Origin of the sequence: Catenulispora sp. GAS73 (assembly GCF_041262085.1) — a bacterium.
In the GTDB taxonomy this organism is placed as follows: domain Bacteria; phylum Actinomycetota; class Actinomycetes; order Streptomycetales; family Catenulisporaceae; genus Catenulispora.
In genome coordinates this window covers 250,360-269,819 of record NZ_JBGCCM010000013.1, presented here as the reverse complement: position 1 = coordinate 269,819, position 19,460 = coordinate 250,360, and the positions used below count along the sequence as shown (strand labels likewise).

Below are 19,460 nucleotides of genomic sequence, written 5' to 3'. Positions count from 1 at the left end.
GTCACTGCGCATGTCGTAGGCGGCAATCGTCGTGCGTGGTGGGTGCCTTGAGGCCTCCGGCGGGCGCTCTACAGCGAGGGGGCGACCCGCGCGTCGGGCTGTTTGGCGGCGGTCCGCGACTGGTCGGCTTTGTATCCGCTGTTGCCTGCGTTGCGTTGTCCGGTGGCGGTGTTGCTTGTGGTCGCCGGGTTCTGGGTCCCTCGCCGCGTCGTCGCCGTAGACGGAACCAGCCCGGTCTGGTGGTGTCCAGCCGCATCGCTGCTGCTGTGGTCGTTCTCCGTTCGGCTGGACACCACCGGCCCGGGCAGGTTGGCAGAGCCCGCCGACGCGGCGAGGGACCCAGAACCAACACCCCGCATGGTCCTTCGGACACGACTCACCACGTGGTCGGCCACGCTGGCCCGTCACCACCCTCACCACTCCGCCCCCGCAACCTCCAACCTGCGCCCGCCCCGGCTCTCACTCCGGCGCCGAGCCTCCCGCCGCACCCATCCGGGGATCAGCGCCGCAGCGCCGCCGCCGATCAGTAGTACGCCCGCCAGTGCCCTCGTCTTTCGTACCGGCACCGGGCCCGTCGATGGCGATACCAGCAGCTGCGTCCGCACTCGGTCTCCGGCGTCGACTCCGACTCGGTTCTGTAGGTCGTCGAGGTCTGCGTTCAGGGCGTTCAGCAAGATCTTCAGCGACGATGAGGCCGCTGCGACGCTTGGTCCGTCTGCCGTGATGTCCAGGCGCGGCAGCCAGTAGTACGGCTCCTGCGTTGTTCCGCTGTTGCGGGGCGTTAGCGAGTAGCCCGCCGCCATGCCTGCCGCGTGTAGCTGCGCGGCGCTCGAATCGCTTGACAGGCCCTCGGCGATCAGGGCCGCCGTGGCTGCCAGCGAGGCCTTCTGGTCCGCGTAGGGGTTCGGGTTGTCCGCCTTCGCCTGCTCCACTGCCGGGGCCTCGACCTGGACCACCGCCTGTGTTCGGTAGCGGGGTGCGGGGTGGGTTGCGGCGTAGCCGCCGGCCATCGTTGCCGCCAGGATCGGCACTGCCAGCCACCAGGCGCGCGCGCGGAGCCGCACCTCGCGGGCCACGCGGGTGTTGCGCCAGCCCTGCGTCGTGCTGCGGCCGCCGAGCTCGTCGTGCGCCCTCACACTCGCCCCCTGTCGGCTGGGTCGCGGGTGCCGGTGGTGGCTCGCGACGACGTTCTCGATGATGCAGGCCGGTGGGGCGGTGCGGAAGGCTGTCGGCGGAGGGAGATCCCCTCAACCGCGACCTTGTCCGTTTCCTTCCCCGTGGCCTTATACGGCCCTATCATGGACCACCGTCGGGTTCCGTTTGGGATTCGGCACGCGGGCCGAAGCGAAACGTGGGGGGACCATGGATCTCGGCACGATGCTGCGCGTCATGCTGCGGCGATGGTACGTGTCCATCCCCGCGCTGATAGTGGCGGTCGCCCTTCCGGGGGCGGCTTGGACGATGATCTCGTCCACGTATCAGACCACGTCGACGATCAGTCTTCTGAACTCGTCGGCGGCTGCCAGTGCGAACCAGCGGACCGGGAATCCGTTCCTTGCTTTCGACAGTTCGCTGACGCCGATGGCGGACTTTCTGGCGCGCCGCCTGGGTTCCGATCAGTCGGCGGCCGATCTGGCCGCGCGGGGGGTCGTCGATCCGGCCTCGGCCGAGCTCGCGCCGAATGCCTCCGGGCCGTTCCTCACCCTGACTGTGAGCGGCAAGAATGAGAACCTGGTGCTGACCGAGCTGCAGACGTTCGACAAGTACGCGATCGAGCAGCTCGCGGTGATCCAGACCAGCACCACGGCCTCGCTGCCCAGCTCGACGCTGATCCGTGCGGTGGTCGTGGTGCCGCCGCAGAAGCCGACGACGTCGATGAAGAAGAAGTTCGAGGACGTGGCCGGGGCCGGGGTCTTCGGCCTGGCGATCCTGTTCCTCTCGGTCTTCGGTAGCGAGGCGATGGCGCTGCGCCGGGCCCGCGAGCGGGCCGGCCAGCCGCGACGCCGGATCGGTTCCGGAAACGGCAACAGCAACGGCACCGGAACCGCGAGCGCCGGCAACGGCACCCTGGCCCGGCGCACCCCGGCCCTGTCCTCCGCCTCCCAGCTCCCCCGCTACCGCGATCCCGAGTTCGATCCAGAGGACGAGGATGAAACCGAGCCGTGGATCGACATCGAGCCGCTCCCGCTCGAACACCTCGCGGTCACCGATCGCGATCCGGGCTCGCGCTGACGGGCGGCGGGACGTGAGCGCTCCGGCGCCTCCGCGCCTGCGTCGCCCCATCCGCCGCGGCGGCGACGTCACCCCGGCCCGCAAGCCCGAGCTGGCCGTGCCGGATGCGAAACCCCCGAAGCGGGATGCCACCTCGATCCTGACCGTCTACGCCGTCCTGGTGATGCTGGCCCCGGCCACCCAGACGTTCGCCAACCTCGGCGCCCTGGGTGCCCCGGCGACCATCTTCTCGGTCCTGGCTCTTCTGTGGTTCCTGGCCGGACGGCTCACCGGGCGCCTCAGCCTCGACCCGGGATCCAGCTCGGTGCGCAAGGCGATGTGCGTCCTCACCGTCGCCTTCACGCTGTCCTACATCGGCCTGTCCGGCCGCTCGGCCAGCCCGCTGGAGACCCAGGCCGCCGACAGGGCCCTGATCCTCATGCTGATCTGGTGCGGCCTGGTGGTCGTGGCCTCCGCCGGGATCACCGAGCGGGCCCGCCTGGAGGTCCTGCTGCGCCGGCTGGTCCTGCTCGGCACGGTCGTGGCCGTGATCGGCATCTTCGAGTTCTTCTCCGGCTGGCAGCTGACCGAGCACGTCATCATCCCGGGGCTGGCGACCAACAGCGACCCGGCCGCCACCGGCGCCCGCGGCGGTCACCTGCGCGCGCAGGCCACCACCACCCAGCCGCTGGAGTTCGGCGCGGTGATCGCGGTCCACCTGCCCTTCGCCCTCCAGCAGGCCGGCGACGCCGCGCGGTGGGGCTCCGGGCTGAAGAACATGCTGCGCCGCTACGGCCCGGTGACGACCATGATCATCAGCCTGCCGATGACGGTGTCCCGCACCGCGATCATCGGCCTGGTCGTGGTCCTGGCGGTGCTGATGCCGTCCTGGCCCAAGGCCCGGCGCCGGCCCGCCTACCTCATGACGCTGGTCGGGGCCGCGGCCGTCCGGGTCCTCGTCCCGGGCCTGCTCGGGACCATCCTGGTGCTGTTCTCCTCGGCCTCCGGAACCTCCGACAACAGTTCGCAGGCCCGCACGAAGGACTATGCGGGTGTCGCGCCGTACATCAAACAAAGGCCGTGGTTCGGCCGCGGCCCGGCCACTTTCATCCCGAGCCTCTACCGCTACACCGACAACTACTACCTCCTCGCGCTCGTCGAGGTCGGCGTCGTCGGGGTCCTGGCCGTGCTCGTCATCTACTTCACCGGCATCCGCGCCGGACGGCTGGGCCGCAAGCTGAGCGTGGACGAGCCGTATCGCGACCTCGGCCAGTGCTTCGCCGCGGCGTTCGCGGTCATGCTCTTCATCAGCGCCACCTTCGACACGCTCAGCTTCCCGATGCTCAGCGGACTGCTCTTCCTCCTCTTCGGCTGTTCGGGTGCTTATTTAGGCATAGCCCGCTCGGAAGCCGCCGCCAGAGCCCGAGCCCAGGCAGGTACCGGATGAGCCAGACGCAAGCCGCCCCGGAGTCGCTCGGCGACCGGGTCCGCTCCGCCGCCAAGTGGAGCCTGATCAACACCCTGCTGATCCGGATCGGCACCTTCGCCACCGGCGTGATCCTGGCGCGCGGCGCGCTGACGCCGCGGGACTGGGGCCTGTACGCGGTCGGCGGCGTCGCGCAGGCGGTGCTGCTGTCGTTCAACGAGTTGGGCGTCAGCCTGGCCGTGGTGCGCTGGGACCGCGATCCGCGCACGTTCGCGCCGACGGTGGTCACCCTCGCGACGGCGTCCAGCACGCTGCTGTACGTCGCGCTCTGGTTCCTGGCACACGACATCGCGATCATGCTCGGCTCCCCCGACGCGACCGGTGTGCTGCGGATCCTGTGCTTCGCCGTGGTCGTCGACGGAGTAGCGTGCGTCCCGAACGCCGTGCTGATGCGCGAGTTCCGACAGCGCGCGCGACTGACGATCGACCTGCTGACCTTCGTCGTGAGCTCCGGCCTGACGCTGATCCTGGCGTTCCGCGGCTGGGGCGCGTCCAGCTTCGCCTGGGGCGGTGTGGCCGGCGTGATGGTCGCGCTGATCGGCTGCGGTATCGCAGCCCCCGGATATCTGCGGCCGGGCTGGGACCGCGCGGTGGCGGGCGAACTCGTCCGTTACGGCGCCCCGCTGGCCGGCGCGAGCCTGTTCGTCCTGGCGACGATGAACACCGACAGCGCGGTGGTCGGGGCGACGCTCGGCCCGGTGGCGCTGGGCCTGTACCGGGTGGCGTTCACGATGTCGAGCTGGCCGGTCCGGGCGATCTCCGAGACCGCGCGCCGCGTTTCCTTCGCCGGTTTCTCCCGCGCTGCTGTCTCCGCGCAGACCCTCACCGACGGGTTCACCAGCGGACTGTCGCCGCTGCTGATCGCCTCGGTCCCGGCCTGCGCGCTCCTGACGGCCCTGCCGGGCCCGATCATCCGCTCGGTCTACGGCGACCAGTGGACCGGCGCCGCCGGGGCCCTGCGGTACCTGGCGATCCTCGGCCTGCTGCGGATCATCTTCGAGCTCTGTTACGACTTCATGGTCGCCGCCGGACGCTCCCGGGCACTCCTGACCGTCCAGGCGATCTGGCTGGCCGCGCTGATCCCCGCGCTCATCATCGGCGCGCACCGGCACGGCATCAGCGGCGTGGGCCTGGGCCACGTCATCGTCGCCGCGGGCCTCATCGGCCCGGCCTACCTCCTGACGTTGCGCGCCGTGGGCATCCACCCGCTGCGCGTCTTCGCGGTCGCCTGGCGACCGATCATCGGCGGCGCCGTGGTGGTCGCGGTGGCCATGGCGGTGAACCACGTCGCCGGCGACTCCGACCTCGCGCTGGCCGGGGCGAGCCTGGCGGCGATGGCCGCGTACGTGCCGGTCGCGGTGCCCGCGTCGGCGATGCGGAAGCTGTGGGGCACGGCAGGATCCCGGCTCAGCCGGCGTTCGAAGGCGACGCCGCTGCCCGCGATCGCCGACGAGCGCCTCGCTTCGGGGGAGTCGGCCTCGGTCTAGGTGCGGATCATGCGTCCAGGTGCGGATCCTCGGCTGGTCAGTGGCGTTCATACCTATACATCATTGCCCAGCGGAGAACGTTGACGTACCGTTCTGAACATGAGTGTTCAGTCCAGCCTCCTCGGCCGCTCCCGACGTGCGATGAAGCGGCCCCTGCTCGACGTCGTCGCGGAAGTGCTCCTGGCCCAGCCCGGCGCCTCGCTCGCCGAGGTGGCCGAGGCCGCCGGGATAAGCCGTACGACGTTGCACAAGCACTACGCGACCAGGGACGATCTGGTGCGTGCGGTGGGTCTGCGGGCGACGGAGATCTACGGGCAGGCGGTGGACCGCGTCGCCGACGAGCCCGGGACGGAGGCGGGGCTGCGGCAGCTGCTCGCGGCGATGATCGAGAGCGGGCCGCAGCTGACGTTCTTGTGGCGGAACCCCGTGCTCGACGAGGACCACGAGCTCACCGAGCGGTACCTCGACGCGGAGAAGCGCTGCCTCGCGGTGCTGAACCGGGCGCGGAGCCAGGGGCTGCTCGCCGCGTCGACGCCGGACTGGTGGATGCTGCAGACGGTGTATTCGCTCGTCTACACGGCCGCCGACTCCGTACAGTTCGGGAAGCTGGCGCCGCTCGACGCGCCGGATCTCGCGCTCAGCACTCTGCTGCACGGTTTGGGCGTGCGGGCATGAGCAAGTTCTCTGACTTCTCGCAGACAGCCGGATTCGCGGCGGCCCTCTATACGCAACGCGCCAGCACACGGTATTTGGCCCACGTGCGGCGCGAGCCGATGGCGATGCTCATGACGCGGAAGGGGCGCGAGGATCCGTATGCCATCTACCGGCGGATGCGTGACCGGGGGACGCTGGCCCTGACGCCGCGCGGGAACTGGTCGACGACGAGCCACCGCGTGTGCGACGCGGTCTTGCGGGACCGCAGGTTCGGGGTGGTGCAGGACGAGCAGTTGGACATGTCGTTCCTCGGCATGAACGCGCCGGACCACACGCGGCTGCGGCGGCTGGCCCAACCGGCGTTCAGCCCGAAGACGCTGCCGGCGTTCCGGGCCCGGATCGAGAGCACGGTCGGCGAACTGCTCGACCGCGCGTCCGCGTCCGCCGGCGGACGCTTCGACGTGGTCTCCGGCTTCGCCGCACCGCTGCCGATCAGCGTCATCACCGAACTGCTGGGCATCCCCGACGCCGACAGCCGCGAGTTCGCCGAGCACGGCGCCGTCATCGGCGGCGCTCTCGACGGCATCCAGTCCCTGCGCCAGGCCGCACGCTTCGCCGCCTCGGACGCCAAACTCCACACCCTCTTCGAGAACCTCTTCGCGCTCCGCCGCCGCGAACCAGCCGACGACCTGATCAGCCGCCTGATCGCCGCCGAAGGCGACCAGGTCAAGCCGAGCGAGCTGGAACCCATGGTCTTCCTCCTGCTGATAGCGGGCTTCGAGACCACCGTCAACGTCATCGGCAACGGCATCCTGGCCCTCCTGAACAACCCAGACCAGTGGGAGGCGCTCCGCGCGGACCCCGAACGCCTGGCCCCGAAGGCAGTCGAGGAGGCCCTCCGCTACGACCCCCCGGTCCAGGCGACGAGCCGCATCGCCCTGGAAGACGTCGAACTCGAAGGCCACCACATCAAGCAAGGCCAATGGGTGGTGACCCTCCTCGGCGCCGCCGGCCGCGACCCCGAGGTCTACGACCACCCGGAGCACTTCGACATCGACCGCAAGGACCCAGCCGACCACCTGGCCTTCTCAAGCGGCGCCCACTACTGCGTGGGCCAACCCCTGGCCCGCATGGAGCTGACGATCGCCATGCAGCTGCTGGCCGAACGCATGCCGCAGCTGAAGCTCGCGGGCCCGGTGCGCCGCAAGTCGGGGTCCACGATCAGGGGGCTGCGGCAGCTGCCGGTGAGCGCTGGCTGAGGGGCACGCGAGGCTCTTGCTGGCCAGCCGCCGCCAGCGGCAGCCGGCAGTCACCGATCAGCAACCGGTCAGCGCCCGAGAACACGCCTCCAGCAGCAGTCGAGCAGCGAATCGGCGGCGCGACCGGTGCTCGGTAGCCGGTGAGTCTGCGGTCTCGCGGCAGCATTCAGCCAGCAGCAGCCGAGCGGCAATCAGCCGATCCTTGCCAGCCGGTCAGCCTGCGCTCGATGGTCGGCGGTCGCGCAGCAGCACGCGGCTAGCGGCAGTCGAGCGGCACGGCCAGGGGCTCGCGGCGCGACCAGTACTCAGCAGCTGATCGGCCAGCACTCGGTGCTCGGTCGGCAGCACTCGGCTGGCGGCAGTCGAGCGGCGCGGCCAGGAGTTCGCGGCGCGACCTGTACTCGGCAGCTGGTCGGTCAGCACTCGGTGCTCGGTCGGCAGCACACGGCTAGCAGTCGAGCGGCGCGACTGGGCTTGCGACGCAAGCGGTGCTCGGCAACTGATCGGCCAGCGGTGTTCGATCGGCAGCCAGTCATTAAGCGATTCGCGGCCGTTCGTTCGCGGTCGGCGTGCGCACTCCTACCACCCCCGCCGCCGCCAAGACTGCCACCAAACCCACTCCCGCCCCCGATTCACCGCCGCGCTCACCACCAGCGGCCGCAAATACGGCATCGCCCGCTCCCCCACCGCGCGCCGCACCTTCAGGCCCGCGTACTCCGGCAGCCGTCGGTACTCGGGCCAGCAGTCCTCCGCGAATGCGACCAGTTCCGTCACCGGAACCGTGCCCGTCAGCCCCTTGTCGTACGCGCGCACCGCCCGCCGTAGCGCTTGCCGCGCCAGCCTCCGTCGCATGTCCGCAGCCCACGCCTCGGCGTCCGGTAGGGCGTCGCCGCACTTCACCAGGACCGACTCGAAGGCTGCGCGGCGTTGCCGTAGGTCGTCGAGTTGGCCGCCGAAGTCGACCGTCGACATGTTCGCGCCGTGCCGCCGGTAGTAGGCCTGGTCCGCGCCGCGGATGTGCCCGACGCCGGACACGGACGCGGCGCGCATCCACATCTCGATGTCGCCCGAGTGCGGTAGTGCGGGGTCGTAGCCGCCGATGCGCTTCTGGACCGAGGTGCGGATCACCACCTCCGGCGAGGTGATGCATCCCTCCGCCGTGCGGAAGCGGCGCCGCAGCCACCACAGGCCCGGACGCACCGCCCACTGGCCGTTGTGCCAGTCCGCGCCGCGCGCCGGCGGCAGCGCGGAGCCGTCCTGGAAGGTCAGCGGGTGCCCGTAGACGAACCCGACTGCGGGGTGCGCGTCCAGCAGCGCCGTCGCGCGCACCAGCGCCCCGGGCGTCAGCCGGTCGTCGGCCGACAGCAGGACGCTGTAGTCCCCGTCGGCCCACTCCAGCAGCCCTTCGTTGTACGTCGCGATGTGCCCCCGGTTGGCCTCGTGCACCTGCACCGTGATCCGGGGGTCGGCCGCCGCCAGCTCCCGGGCCCGGTCCGCCGAGTCGTCGGGCGAGGCGTCGTCGATGATCAGGACCCGTACGTCCACGCCGGGCTGTTCGTCCAGCACGCTCCGCACGCAGTCGGCCAAGAAGTGCCCGTACCGGTAGCACGGGATCACGACACTGACACTGCCCATAACAATCCGCCCGGTCCCTCGCCGCTAAAGACTTGCCGTCACAACAGATCAAGATCAAGAACAAGAACAAACCAGCGAGCGGCCGGCCGGCCCCCGCGCCCGAAGACGCGGAACCCGACCGGCCACCAGCCCTACCGAATCCCCGGCTTGTTACTCCGGCTCCCGTAGGAAGGCGACGGCAACACGCCCGGCGCCACCCCCAGCGGCGTCCCCGAGCCCGGTACGTGCGGCGTCCCGCCGGCCACGATGGTCGGCTGGATCACCCACGTCAGCGGCGGCGTCGGATCGTCGTTGTCGACGTTCACGTTCACCGTCACCCGGTACGACGCGTTCCGCGGCAGCAGCCCGTAGGGATGGAACGCCACCACATGCGTCGCCGGATCGAACGTCACGTACCCCGGCATGTTCGTCCCCGCCGACCACTCCTGCCCCGGCACCGGCGCCGCCGTCACCACGGTCATCTTCACCGACGCCGGATCGGCCGTCGGGGGAAGCACCGTCGTGATCGGATGCGCCGGGTCCATCACCGGGTCCACGCGCAGCGCGAGCCGGTTGCCCGCGAGCGTCGGAACCACCGCGGTCCCCGTCGCCCCCGCCGTCCGGGTACCGCTCACCCGCATGCTCGGGCTCTTCAGCGGCGTCGCGGCCGGGCTCGCGGCCGGCGCCGTCGTCTGGAACACCGGATCCACCCAGTAGTTCGTGGCGTTGTAGGTGTTCGTCGGGAACGTGGTCGTCGACCCGTAGGAGTACAGGCCGTTGGAAGTGCCCGGCGCGGTCAGCGGATAGTACGTGTGCTGGTTGGTGAAGTACCCCGCGTCCGCCGCGTAGTGCCCGACGGGAGCGTGGTACGAGACCACGTACGTCGTGTTCGCCGCGATCGACACCGGCGTCGAGAACGACAGGGTCTGCCACCCCGAAGCGCTCTCCCCGGTGAACGTGCCCGTCGCCAGCTGCTGTCCGGTGGCGCTCCACAGCGTCCCGGTGTGCGTGCCGGTGTTCGCAGCACTCTTATAGAACCGCAGCCCGGTCACGTTCCCCGCCAGCGACGACGAGAACTTCACCCCGAGCTCCACCGAGTTCCCGTCCCCGGAGTCCCCGGTCGTGGGCACCGTGGACGACGGCCACAGCGTGCACGGGCACGCCGGCGCCGGCATCGTGGCGGCCGTGGTGAACGACCATGTCACCGGAGCCGTCATCGCGTTCCCGTACGCGTCGTCCGCCTGGATCGACGCCGTGTACCCGGTGCTCAGCCCCAGCGGGCTGTCCGGCGTGAACACGATCGTGTTCGTCGCCGCCGTGTAGCTCACGGACCCGGGCACCGCGGTCCCCGTCCCGTCCTTCACGGTGAAGGTCGCCGTCGTCGGGTCCATGGCCGCGCTGAACGACGCGGTCACCTGCGTCGTCGGAGACACCGCGGTCGCCCCCGACCCCGGCGAGGTCGAGGTCACGGTCGGCGGCGTGGTCGGGATCCCGGTGTTGTCGAACACCGGGTCCACCCAGTAGTTGGTGTCGTTGTAGGAGTTGTTCGGGAAGGAAGTCGACGCCGCGTAGGCGTAGACGCCGTTCCCGCCGGACGACGACGACTGCTGCGCCTGGATCGGCGGCGCGCCGGCCCCGGCGTTCGTGAAGTACCCGGCGTCGGCCGCGTAGTGCCCGACCGGCGCGTGGTACGACACGACGTACGTCGCGTTGGCCTTGATCGACACCGGAGTGGTGAAGTTCAAGGTCTGCCAGCCGGGCTGGGTCACCGTCGCCGTCGAGGCCGGGGTGGACCCGAGCAGGATCCCGTTCGAGGTCCACAGGCTCGCCACGTGGGAGCCGGTGTTCGCCGGGCTCTGGTAGAACCGGACGCCGGTGATCTTGCCGGCGGTCGAGGTCTTGAACTTCGTCCCGATCTCCACCGACGAGCCGTCCCCGCTGTCCGGATGCGCCGGCGAGGCCGTGGACGGGAAGATCACACAGGGGCAGATCTGCGGCCCGATGGTCAGTGTGACCGACTGCGTGGCTCCGATGTCCGCGTTGTCGTCCTCGGACCGCACCTGGATGGTCGCGCTGCCCATCGTGGTCGGCGTCCAGGCGTAGCTCCAGGACACCGAGCCGCCGGCGGTGTGCGTCGTGCTGGCGGCGTTCCACGTGGTGCCGCCGTCCACGGAGACCTCGACCCGAGCCACCACGGTCCCGGCCGTCGGCGCCGCGGTGCCGGTGGCCGTCAGCGGCTTGAGCACCTGCACCGTGGTGCCGGAAGCCGGTGCGGTCACAACCGTGGCCGGACCGGTGGTCCCGGCCGGCAGCGGCGTCCCGACGACCAGCCCGGTCTGCGGGCTGGTCGGCTGCACGCCCTCGTCGGAGAGCATGTTCATGGTCGCCTGCTGGACGTCGCGGTCCGCCGTGGTGCTCTGGTTGGGCGGGTTCGGCGGGTTGGCGACACCGGTGTTGTCGGTGTGCAGGTTGTTCAGGCCCCAGGCCCACTGGACCGTGGCCGTGCCGAACACCAGCGCGTGCGAGGTCTGGTCGCGGAACTCCACCAGACTGTGCGTGGCCTGCCCGGTCGAGTAGCTGTTGCCGTAGTCCGTGCGGAGCTGGTCCACAGTCAGCGTCGTCGAGGACAGGTCGATCTCACCGGGCGGCCGGGTGGAGTCGGCGTAGTCCGAGTCCCACTCGTAGCCGAGCAGACCGTAGGGCGTGCTCTCCGAACCGCTCATGAGGCTCGCGACCGTCGTGTTCCGCCAGACTCGCAAGTTCGAGAACTGCGACGAGAACGTGATCGGCGAGTACTGGTTCGCGTTGACCGAGAACAACGTGCCGGTCAACTGGTCCTCGGGTGCCGCGCCTGACCCTAAGCCGTGCGCGTCCATCCAGGTTCCGGTCCACTGCCCTGTCGGGTCTGGGACTCCGTCCACCGGGGTGGTCCCGTACAGCTTCGTCATCTTGTAGGTCGTCATGGTCCGGTTCGGCGTGTTCGACCCGTCGATGCTGTTCTCCATCCGGGTCCGCCAGAACACCTCGTTGCCCGACATGAAGATCTGGTTCTGGCCCGCGTGGCGCGCCGCCATGACGTTGTTCCACTGAGCCTGGTTCCAGTACTCGTCGTGGCCGGAGGAGATGAACACCTTGTGGTTGCTCACCGACTGCGCATCCGTCGTGGCGTCGATGCCGGAGATGTAGCTGACGTCGTAGCCGTTCTCCTCCAGCCAGTAGATCAGCGAGAACTCCGAGCCGAAGATCCCGTTCTGGCCGATGTCCGGCAGCGGCCGGTTGTAGCTGACGCGGTAGGCGCGTCCGTCCGGCGCCGGGCCGTTGCCGACGTACACGTCCTGGCCGCCGAAGGTGTTGTAGGCCTGCCAGGTCTGGTCGGAGGTCTGCACCACGATGTCGCTGTGGTGCGAGGCGCTGTCCGGCTCCCGGACCACCACCGGCACCGGCATGTAGCCGATCAGCGCGTCGGTGCTGTCCCACTGCTCCAGTGCCACGATGTAGACCCCGGACACCGCGGTGGACGGCACCTGGATCGACACGGTGGTCGGCCAGTTGCCGCAGTCCACCAAGCCGGTGGACTTGTCGGAGTCACACGCCGGCAGGGTGCTGCCGTAGTCGGCCGGGTATGTGCCGGTCGAGGTGTTCATGCTCCAGGACATCATCCGGGAGCCCTTGCCCGCGTAGTACCCCAGCCGGTCAACCTCGACCGCGTACTTCGTCGGCGACTCCACCTTCAAGGTGATCGTGCCGCCGGGCAGGACGCTCTCGCTGTTGGTGAACCCTTGGATGTCTCCGTAGGCACTGGTGTACGTCGCCAGGTTCCCGGCGCCGTCCGTCAGATCCTCCACACCGGAGGTCTGCTGGTTCTCACACGCCACCGCGTTGGAACACGTCGAGGCATGGGCCGGCACGGCCGCGCCCCACACCGTCACCACAGAGGCGACCGCCGCCGCTACGGCGGCGTATACAGGCTTTTTCAGCCCTCTGAAAATTTTGTGCGACATCGTTCGGCAACCTCGTTCGAAGTGCTCTGGTTTGCTACGAACGGCTCTGGTGCGCTGAGAGCGCCCGGGCCAGGGCGGCGACGACGGTCTCCTGCTGCTCCCGCATCAGGTGCGGGTGCAGCGGCAGGGAGAGCGTGTGCGCCGCGACGTGTTCGGCGTGCGGGAACGACGCGTCGGTGGCGAACGCGCCGGTCCGGTGGAGTGGCACCGGGTAGTGGATCCCCGCGCCGATGCCCTCGGCCTCCAGGCCGGCCAGGACCGCGTCGCGCGCGGGGACCTGGACTGTGTACAAGTGCCAGACGTGCTCGTTGCCCGGCAACACGGCCGGCAGCGTGACGTCCTCGACGTCCGCGAGCAGCTTGTCGTAGTACGCCGCCGCGGCCTGGCGTGCGGCGTTCCACTCCGGGAGCCGGCGCAGCTTGGCCCGCAGGACCACGGCCTGCAGCGCGTCGAGCCGGCTGTTGACGCCCGCGATGTCGTGCGCGTACTTCACCAGGCCGCCGTGGCTGCCCAGCTTGCGCACCGTCTCGGCCAGCTCCTCGTCGTCGGTGAGGACCGCGCCCCCGTCCCCGTACGCGCCGAGGTTCTTGCCCGGGTAGAAGCTCGTCGCGGCGATCGCCCCGGGCCCCGAACCGGGCGTCCGGCCCAGGCGGCTGGCGCCCTGGCACTGGGCGGCGTCCTCGACGACTCGGACGTCACTGCCGGCCAGACCGGCGAGCAGTTCCTCGACCGGTGCCAGCTGTCCGTAGAGATGGACCGGCACGATCGCCTTGGTGGCCGGCCGGATCGCGGCCAGCGCGGCGGGGACGTCGATCAGGCAGCTGACCGGATCGCAGTCCACGAACACCGGCTTGGCGCCGATCCTGGCCACCGCGCCGGCGGTCGCGGCGAAGGTGTTCGCCGGGACGATCACCTCATCGCCCGGGACGACGCCGACCGCCCGCAGCGACAGCTCCACCGCGTCGGTGCCGTTGGCCACGCCGACGCAGTGCCGGACGCCGCCGAACGCCGCGTACTCGCGCTCGAACGCCGCCACCTGCGGACCGCCGACGAATCCCGTGGTGGCCAGCACCTCGGCGAACCCGGCCTGGACCGCGTGCGCGATCTCCGCGTGCGCGGCGGCCAGGTCGACCAGGGGTATGCGCGGGCTCATGGATGGCTCCTCCGGTCGGTGACACCGCGCTGCCCGGCGCGGTGGGTGAGTGATCGATGACAGGCGGTGGTGCTATGACGACAGCGGCGAGGGCATCTGCCTTGACCCTCGCCGTCTCCTTTCGCCGCGCTCACCGGAGTGCGGCTCGGTGCGCTAAAGGCTCGGGGCGCCGGACATCCCGCAGTTTGCGGGCCGGATTCCCGACCCACACCTCGCCCTCCGGGACGTCGCGGAGCACCACGGATCCCATACCGACCTGCGACCAGGCGCCGATGTGCACGCCCTCCCGGACCATCGCCCCGGCCCCGATGTAGGCGCCCTCGTCGACCACCACGCCGCCGCCGAGCTTCACCCCGGAGGCCAGGGTCGCGAAGTCCCGGACCACGACGTCGTGGGTCACCACGGCGTGCGGCATAACGGCCACATGCCGGCTGATCGTGGCGTCAGCGGTCAGGACCACCCCGGCCAGGAGCACCGATCCGGCGCCGACCGTCGAGCTCCGCGACACCTGCGCGAAGGGGTGGACGACCGTGGCGTACCGGCGCTCGGGCAGCCCGAGCCGCTCGACGATCTCGGCCCGCGCGAAGTAGTTGCGCGGGTTGCCGACGCAGACCACGAGCCGCACGCCCGGCAGCTCGCGCACCAGATCGACCGGACCCAGCACCTGGTCGGCGATGAGCAGCCCGGGATTCGCGTCGTCGAGGAACCCGGCGAACACGTCGGAGCCCGGATACAGATCACGCACGGCGTCAGCCGTCTCCCGGCCGAAACCACCCGCTCCGGCTATCGCGATCCGTAGTTCAGTCACCGCCCAGCCCCTTCAGCACGGCTACCACGCGGTCCTGCTGGCCGTCGGTCATGCCGTGGAACACCGGCAGGATCAACGAGTTCAGGCTCAGGTCCTCGGTGGCGGGCAGCCGCGGCGTGCTGACGTCCGCGTACGCGGGCTCCAGGTGCGCGGCCATGATGCCGCGGCGCGCGGACACCCCGGCGTCCGAGAGCCGGAGCAGCAGATCGTCGCGGGTGACCGGGAACCGCTCGTCCAGGTGCACCCAGAACGACTGGTAGTTGGTCTGCCCGTATTCGGGGTCCGTCACCGGCGTCAGGCCCTTGATATCGGCCAGCTCGCGCTGGTACCGCGCGGCGAGCCGGCGCCGCTCGGCGACCGTCGGGGCCAGTTTCCGCAGCTGCACCAGCCCGACGGCGGCCTGGATGTCGGTCATCCGGTAGTTGAAGCCGGTCTCCAGATACGCCTCCAGCACCGGCTTGGTACTGGCGTGCCGGTCCGCGGCCGAGACGTTCATCCCGTGCTCGCGCAGCCGCCGCATCCGCGCGGCGAACTCGGCGTCGTCGGTGGTGACCATGCCGCCCTCACCGGTGGTGAGCAGCTTGCGCGGGTGGAACGACCAGGCGGCCACCTGCGCGCCGGCGCCGACCGGCTGGTCCCGGTACCGCACGCCGGCCGCGCATGCCGCGTCCTCCAGCAGTGCGAGACCGCGGTCCGCGCACAGCCCGCGCAAGGCGTCCAGATCCGCCGGGACCCCGCCCTGGTGCACCAGAATCACGGCGCGCGTCCTGGGCGTCAGGACGGCGGTGATCGTCTCAGGGGTCAGATTCCCAGTCACCGGATCCACGTCGGCGAACACCGGAGTGGCGCCGACATACCGTGCCGCGTTCGCGGTCGCGATGAACGACAGCGACGGCACCACGACCTCGTCGCCGGCCTTGACGCCGAGCGCCACCAGGCCGAGGTGCAGCGCGGTGGTCCCGGAGCTCACAGCGACGCCGTGCGCCGCGCCAACCTCCGCGGCGAAGGCCCGCTCGAACTCCGCGACCCGCGGGCCCTGCGCGACCCAGCCGGAGCGCACGGCCTCAGCCGCCGCCTCGGCCTCCTCCTCGCCGAGCCACGGGATCATCACCGGGATCCGCGTCAGGTCCGCGCTCTCGGCGGCTTCCGCGGTCGCGGGGGCCGCCGAGGCCGTCGGGGCCACGGCAGCCACGGGACCGTCCAGCGTCGCGCTCACGAAGAGGCTCCTTCGACCGCGGCCCCGGACCCGGACTTGGCCGCCGCCGCAGCCCGCGAGGCCGCCGCGGCCACACCGGACACCGGCTGCGACTGATCCGGCTGGAACTGCTCAGTTCGCCACCACTCGACCAGGTCCGCGAGGCCTTCGCGCAGCCCCATCTCGGCCTTGAAGCCCAGCCGTGCCTCGGCCTGCGAGGTGTCGGCCAGGCGCCGGGTGACGCCGTTGACCGCGCGCGGCGGCCCGTACTCCACCGGCAGATCCGAGCCCATGACCTCCAGCAGCGTCTTCGCCAGGTCGTTCAGGCTGGTCTCGACGCCGCATGCGATGTTGAACACCTCGTCGGTGAGGTCCGACGCTGCGGCCAGCACGTTAGCCCGCGCGATGTCCGCGACGTGCACGAAGTCCATCGTCTGCGTACCGTCGCCGAGGATCAGCGGCGGCGTTCCCGAGACGATGCGCTCCATCCAGCGGATCAGGACCTCGGTGTAGAGGCCGTGGATGTCCATGCGCGGGCCGTAGACGTTGAAGTAGCGCAGCGCCACATAGTCGAGCCCGTACATGCTCTTGAAGCTGCGGAGCATCGCCTCGTTGAAGGCCTTCGCCGCACCGTAGAACGTGTCGTTGTTGTAGGGGTGGTGGCGTTCGTCGGTCGGGAAACGCTCGGCCAGTCCGTAGACCGAGGCCGACGACGACGCCACAACCTTCTTCACCCCGGCCGCCGCGGCGGCCTCCAGCACGTTGAACGTGCCGTCCACCAACACCTCGTTGGCCAGCCGCGGCTCCTCGGCGCACTGCGTGATCCGGATCGCCGCCAGGTGGAACACCACGTCCGTGCCCGCGGTCAGCTCCGCGAGCAGGCCCCAGTCCCCGATGTCGCCCTCGACGATCCGCACCCGGCCGCTCGGCAGGGCCGTCGCCAGGTTGGCCCGGCGGCCGCGCACGAAGTTGTCCAGCACGACCACCGACGCGCAGCCGGCGTCCAGCAGCCGGTCCACGACGTGCGAGCCGATCGTTCCGGCCCCGCCGGTGACCAGCGCGCGGCTGCCGGCCAGGTCGACCGCCGCGCCGGTGGGAACCGTGTCGTTCATTCGCCCTCCAAGGCGTCGTCGCTCACAGCCACGAGGGCTCCGTTCTCGGCGAGGCTGCGCGAGGCGGCCTCAAGGATGCGCAGGACCCGCAGACCCGCGCGGCCGTCGGTGGCCGCCGGCGTGCCGGTGCGCACGGCGCGAGCGAACTCCTCGACCGCCGCCGCCAGCGCCTCCCGCTCGTTCAGGGCCGGGGCGACCATGTCGCCGATCCGGTACGACACCAGGGCCGCGCGCCGCTGGTCCGCGCCGAGCTCCTCCGGCGTCGCCAGGTCCACTCCGCGGTCGAAGACGCTGACCCGCTGTGCGGGGTTCATGTCGTCCCAGACCAGGGTGCGCTTGGAGCCGCCGACGATGGTGGTGCGCACCTTGCTCGGGGACAGCCAGTTCACGTGGCCGTGCGCGATCGCGCCGGAGGACAGCGCCAGCGTCAGGTACGCCACGCAGGTGCGGCCGGCCCCTATCGGGTCGGCGCCGGTCGCGGCCACCGCCACCGGCTTCACACCGGGCGGGAGGATGAAGTCCAGGATCGACAGGTCGTGCGGAGCCAGGTCCCACAACACGTCGACGTCCGGCTGGATGAGCCCCAGGTTGATCCGCACCGAGTCGACGAAGTGCACCTCGCCGAGCTCGCCCGAGTGGATCAACTCCCTGATGGCCAGGGCGGCCGGGGTGTAGCAGTAGGTGTGGTCGCACATCAGCACCAGGTCGCGCTTCGCGGCCTCGGCGACCAGTTCGGCGCCCTCGGCCTCGGTGGCGGCCAGCGGCTTCTCGACCAAGACGTGCCGCCCCGACCGCAGCGCGGCCAGCGCGACGTCCCGGTGCGTGCGCGCCGGCGTCGCGATCGCCACCGCCAAGACCTGCGGGTCGGCCAGCGCCTCGGCCAACGCGCCGGTGACTTGGACACTCGCGTACGGCGCCGCGACCTTGCGGGCCCGCTCGGTGTCCAGATCGACCAGCCAACGCAGGTCCCAGTCCGGCGAGGCCATGAAGTTCCGCACGAGGTTCGGTCCCCAATACCCGGCACCGACCACCGCGATACCCGGCCGCTCAGCGGCCGGCGATCCCCCCGACATCTCAGTAAGCTCCTTTGCCCTTGACGACCGCCGAGCCGGTGCGCAGCAAGATCTCCGCATCCAGGCCCAGCGACCAGTTCTCGACGTATCCCAGGTCCAGCCGCACCGCGTCCGCCCACGCCAGATCGGAGCGGCCGCTCACCTGCCACAGCCCGGTCAGGCCCGGCTTGACCAGCAGCCGGCGCCGGACCTCCTCGCTGTACTTCGCCGCCTCTTCCGGCAGCGGCGGACGTGGCCCGACCAGGGACATGTCGCCGCGCACCACGTTGAGCAGCTGCGGGAGCTCGTCCAGCGAGTACCGGCGCAGCACGGCGCCGACCTTCGTCACCCGCGGGTCCCGCCGCGCCTTGAACAGCAAGCCGTCGGAGTTCACGTTCAGGTGCGCGAGCTCCTGCTTCGCCGCCGCGGCGTTGGTGGACATGGTGCGGAACTTGAACAGGACGAAGTGCTCTCCGCGCAGGCCCACACGCACCTGCCGGAAGTAGATCGGACGCCCGTCGCCGAACATGATCGCCAGCGACACCGCCAGGAAGATGGGCGAGAGCAGCAGGATGCCGATGGCCGCCATCACCCGCTCGCTGATCTCCTTCGGGACCCGCGCCCCGCGCGACAACCGCGGCGCTCGGACGTGGAACAGCGGCACGCCGCCGTCTCGCCGGACCGCCAGCCGCGCCGGCGAGATCTCACTGAGGAACGGGGCGACCAGGATGTCCACACCCTGGTTCGCCAGGCGCCAGCCCAGCCCGCTGAGCGCCGCCGCTCCGAGGTGCGGGCCGGGCATGAGCACCACGACCTCGCATCCGGTCACCTGCAAAGCCGTCGCGACCTGCTCGGCGTCGCTGGGACCGCCGTGCGCGGTCAGCGTGCCCACGTTGAGCGGGTCCAACGGGTCCTGCGGACTCGGTGGGACCGAGCCCGACGGTTGCGACAACGGGCCCTGTCCGGGGCCCGCCACCTCCAGCGCGGCGACCGCGCGCAGCGACGAGCGTTCTCGCCGCAGGATCGCCGCCATCGCAGAGCACTGAATCGTGCTGCCGACCAACAGCGCCGGCCGCGACGACAGCCCGGGATGCCGGGCCTGCATGGCGCGGAACGCCCTGCGGGCCAACAGCGAACCCACCGCCGCGGTCGGGACTGCCACGAGCAGCCCGCGCAGAAGCCGGTCGTTGCGTGCCACCAGCGCACACAACGCCGCCAGAGCGGCCATCGCCGCGAGACAGGCCCTGAGGATCCGGTGGTACTCCTCGGTGCCCGGCCCCACGTGCCGCCGCTCGTACAGCCGGTGCGCACTGGACGCGCCGACCCATGCCACAGGCACGGCGACCAGCGCCGGCCACTGCTCCTGGACCGGCACCGCGAACCAAGTGGCCGCGATCGCGCATGTCCAATCCATCGCTACCAGGAGCG

The 19,460-nt window shown here is 70.8% G+C and carries 14 protein-coding genes; 5 read left to right on the top strand and 9 right to left on the bottom strand.

Annotated features, from left to right (window positions below):
* Positions 1 to 413 precede the first annotated feature (413 nt).
* Entirely contained in the window at positions 414 to 1,136 is a 723-nt protein-coding gene (locus ABH935_RS21570) for a hypothetical protein (RefSeq protein WP_370379711.1), read from the bottom strand.
* Between the two features lie 226 nt (positions 1,137 to 1,362).
* Between ABH935_RS21570 and ABH935_RS21565 the strand changes: the two genes are divergently transcribed.
* The 5 genes from ABH935_RS21565 (at position 1,363) to ABH935_RS21545 (ending at position 7,097) form a co-directional block, all read left to right on the top strand.
* Complete coding sequence (locus ABH935_RS21565) at positions 1,363 to 2,232, top strand: hypothetical protein (protein ID WP_370379710.1); 870 nt, start codon at positions 1,363 to 1,365, stop codon at positions 2,230 to 2,232.
* A gap of 13 nt (positions 2,233 to 2,245) precedes the next feature.
* Positions 2,246 to 3,658 carry an O-antigen ligase family protein gene (locus tag ABH935_RS21560; RefSeq protein ID WP_370379709.1) on the top strand — a complete coding sequence of 471 codons (1,413 nt, stop codon included), beginning with the start codon at positions 2,246 to 2,248 and terminating at the stop codon, positions 3,656 to 3,658.
* Positions 3,655 to 5,184: an oligosaccharide flippase family protein gene (locus ABH935_RS21555; protein WP_370379708.1), complete on the top strand. Its 1,530-nt coding sequence runs from the start codon at positions 3,655 to 3,657 to the stop codon at positions 5,182 to 5,184. The genes ABH935_RS21560 and ABH935_RS21555 overlap by 4 nt, the downstream gene beginning before the upstream one ends.
* 99 nt (positions 5,185 to 5,283) lie before the next feature.
* A complete protein-coding gene (locus ABH935_RS21550; protein ID WP_370379707.1) occupies positions 5,284 to 5,859 on the top strand; it encodes a TetR/AcrR family transcriptional regulator in 576 nt (191 codons plus the stop codon).
* The gene (locus tag ABH935_RS21545; RefSeq protein WP_370379706.1) at positions 5,856 to 7,097 is read left to right on the top strand and encodes a cytochrome P450; all 1,242 of its coding nucleotides are present in this window, start codon (positions 5,856 to 5,858) and stop codon (positions 7,095 to 7,097) included. The genes ABH935_RS21550 and ABH935_RS21545 overlap by 4 nt, the downstream gene beginning before the upstream one ends.
* 579 nt (positions 7,098 to 7,676) lie before the next feature.
* Here ABH935_RS21545 and ABH935_RS21540 read toward each other — a convergent pair.
* The 8 genes from ABH935_RS21540 to ABH935_RS21505 form a co-directional block, all read right to left on the bottom strand.
* The gene (locus ABH935_RS21540; RefSeq protein ID WP_370379705.1) at positions 7,677 to 8,732 is read right to left on the bottom strand and encodes a glycosyltransferase family 2 protein; all 1,056 of its coding nucleotides are present in this window, start codon (positions 8,730 to 8,732) and stop codon (positions 7,677 to 7,679) included.
* Between the two features lie 131 nt (positions 8,733 to 8,863).
* Positions 8,864 to 12,643 carry a DUF4082 domain-containing protein gene (locus ABH935_RS21535; protein ID WP_370379704.1) on the bottom strand — a complete coding sequence of 1,260 codons (3,780 nt, stop codon included), beginning with the start codon at positions 12,641 to 12,643 and terminating at the stop codon, positions 8,864 to 8,866.
* Between the two features lie 103 nt (positions 12,644 to 12,746).
* Positions 12,747 to 13,865 carry a DegT/DnrJ/EryC1/StrS family aminotransferase gene (locus ABH935_RS21530; RefSeq protein WP_370379703.1) on the bottom strand — a complete coding sequence of 373 codons (1,119 nt, stop codon included), beginning with the start codon at positions 13,863 to 13,865 and terminating at the stop codon, positions 12,747 to 12,749.
* A gap of 130 nt (positions 13,866 to 13,995) precedes the next feature.
* Positions 13,996 to 14,673: a NeuD/PglB/VioB family sugar acetyltransferase gene (locus ABH935_RS21525; RefSeq protein ID WP_370379702.1), complete on the bottom strand. Its 678-nt coding sequence runs from the start codon at positions 14,671 to 14,673 to the stop codon at positions 13,996 to 13,998.
* Positions 14,666 to 15,781: a DegT/DnrJ/EryC1/StrS family aminotransferase gene (locus ABH935_RS21520; protein WP_370379719.1), complete on the bottom strand. Its 1,116-nt coding sequence runs from the start codon at positions 15,779 to 15,781 to the stop codon at positions 14,666 to 14,668. Before ABH935_RS21520 ends, ABH935_RS21525 begins: the two co-directional genes overlap by 8 nt.
* Positions 15,782 to 15,885: 104 nt before the next feature.
* A complete protein-coding gene (locus ABH935_RS21515; RefSeq protein ID WP_370379701.1) occupies positions 15,886 to 16,980 on the bottom strand; it encodes an NAD-dependent epimerase/dehydratase family protein in 1,095 nt (364 codons plus the stop codon).
* A complete protein-coding gene (locus tag ABH935_RS21510; RefSeq protein ID WP_370379700.1) occupies positions 16,977 to 18,053 on the bottom strand; it encodes a Gfo/Idh/MocA family protein in 1,077 nt (358 codons plus the stop codon). The genes ABH935_RS21515 and ABH935_RS21510 overlap by 4 nt, the downstream gene beginning before the upstream one ends.
* Before the next feature lies 1 nt (position 18,054).
* The gene (locus ABH935_RS21505) at positions 18,055 to 19,446 is read right to left on the bottom strand and encodes a sugar transferase (RefSeq protein WP_370379699.1); all 1,392 of its coding nucleotides are present in this window, start codon (positions 19,444 to 19,446) and stop codon (positions 18,055 to 18,057) included.
* Positions 19,447 to 19,460: the final 14 nt, after the last annotated feature.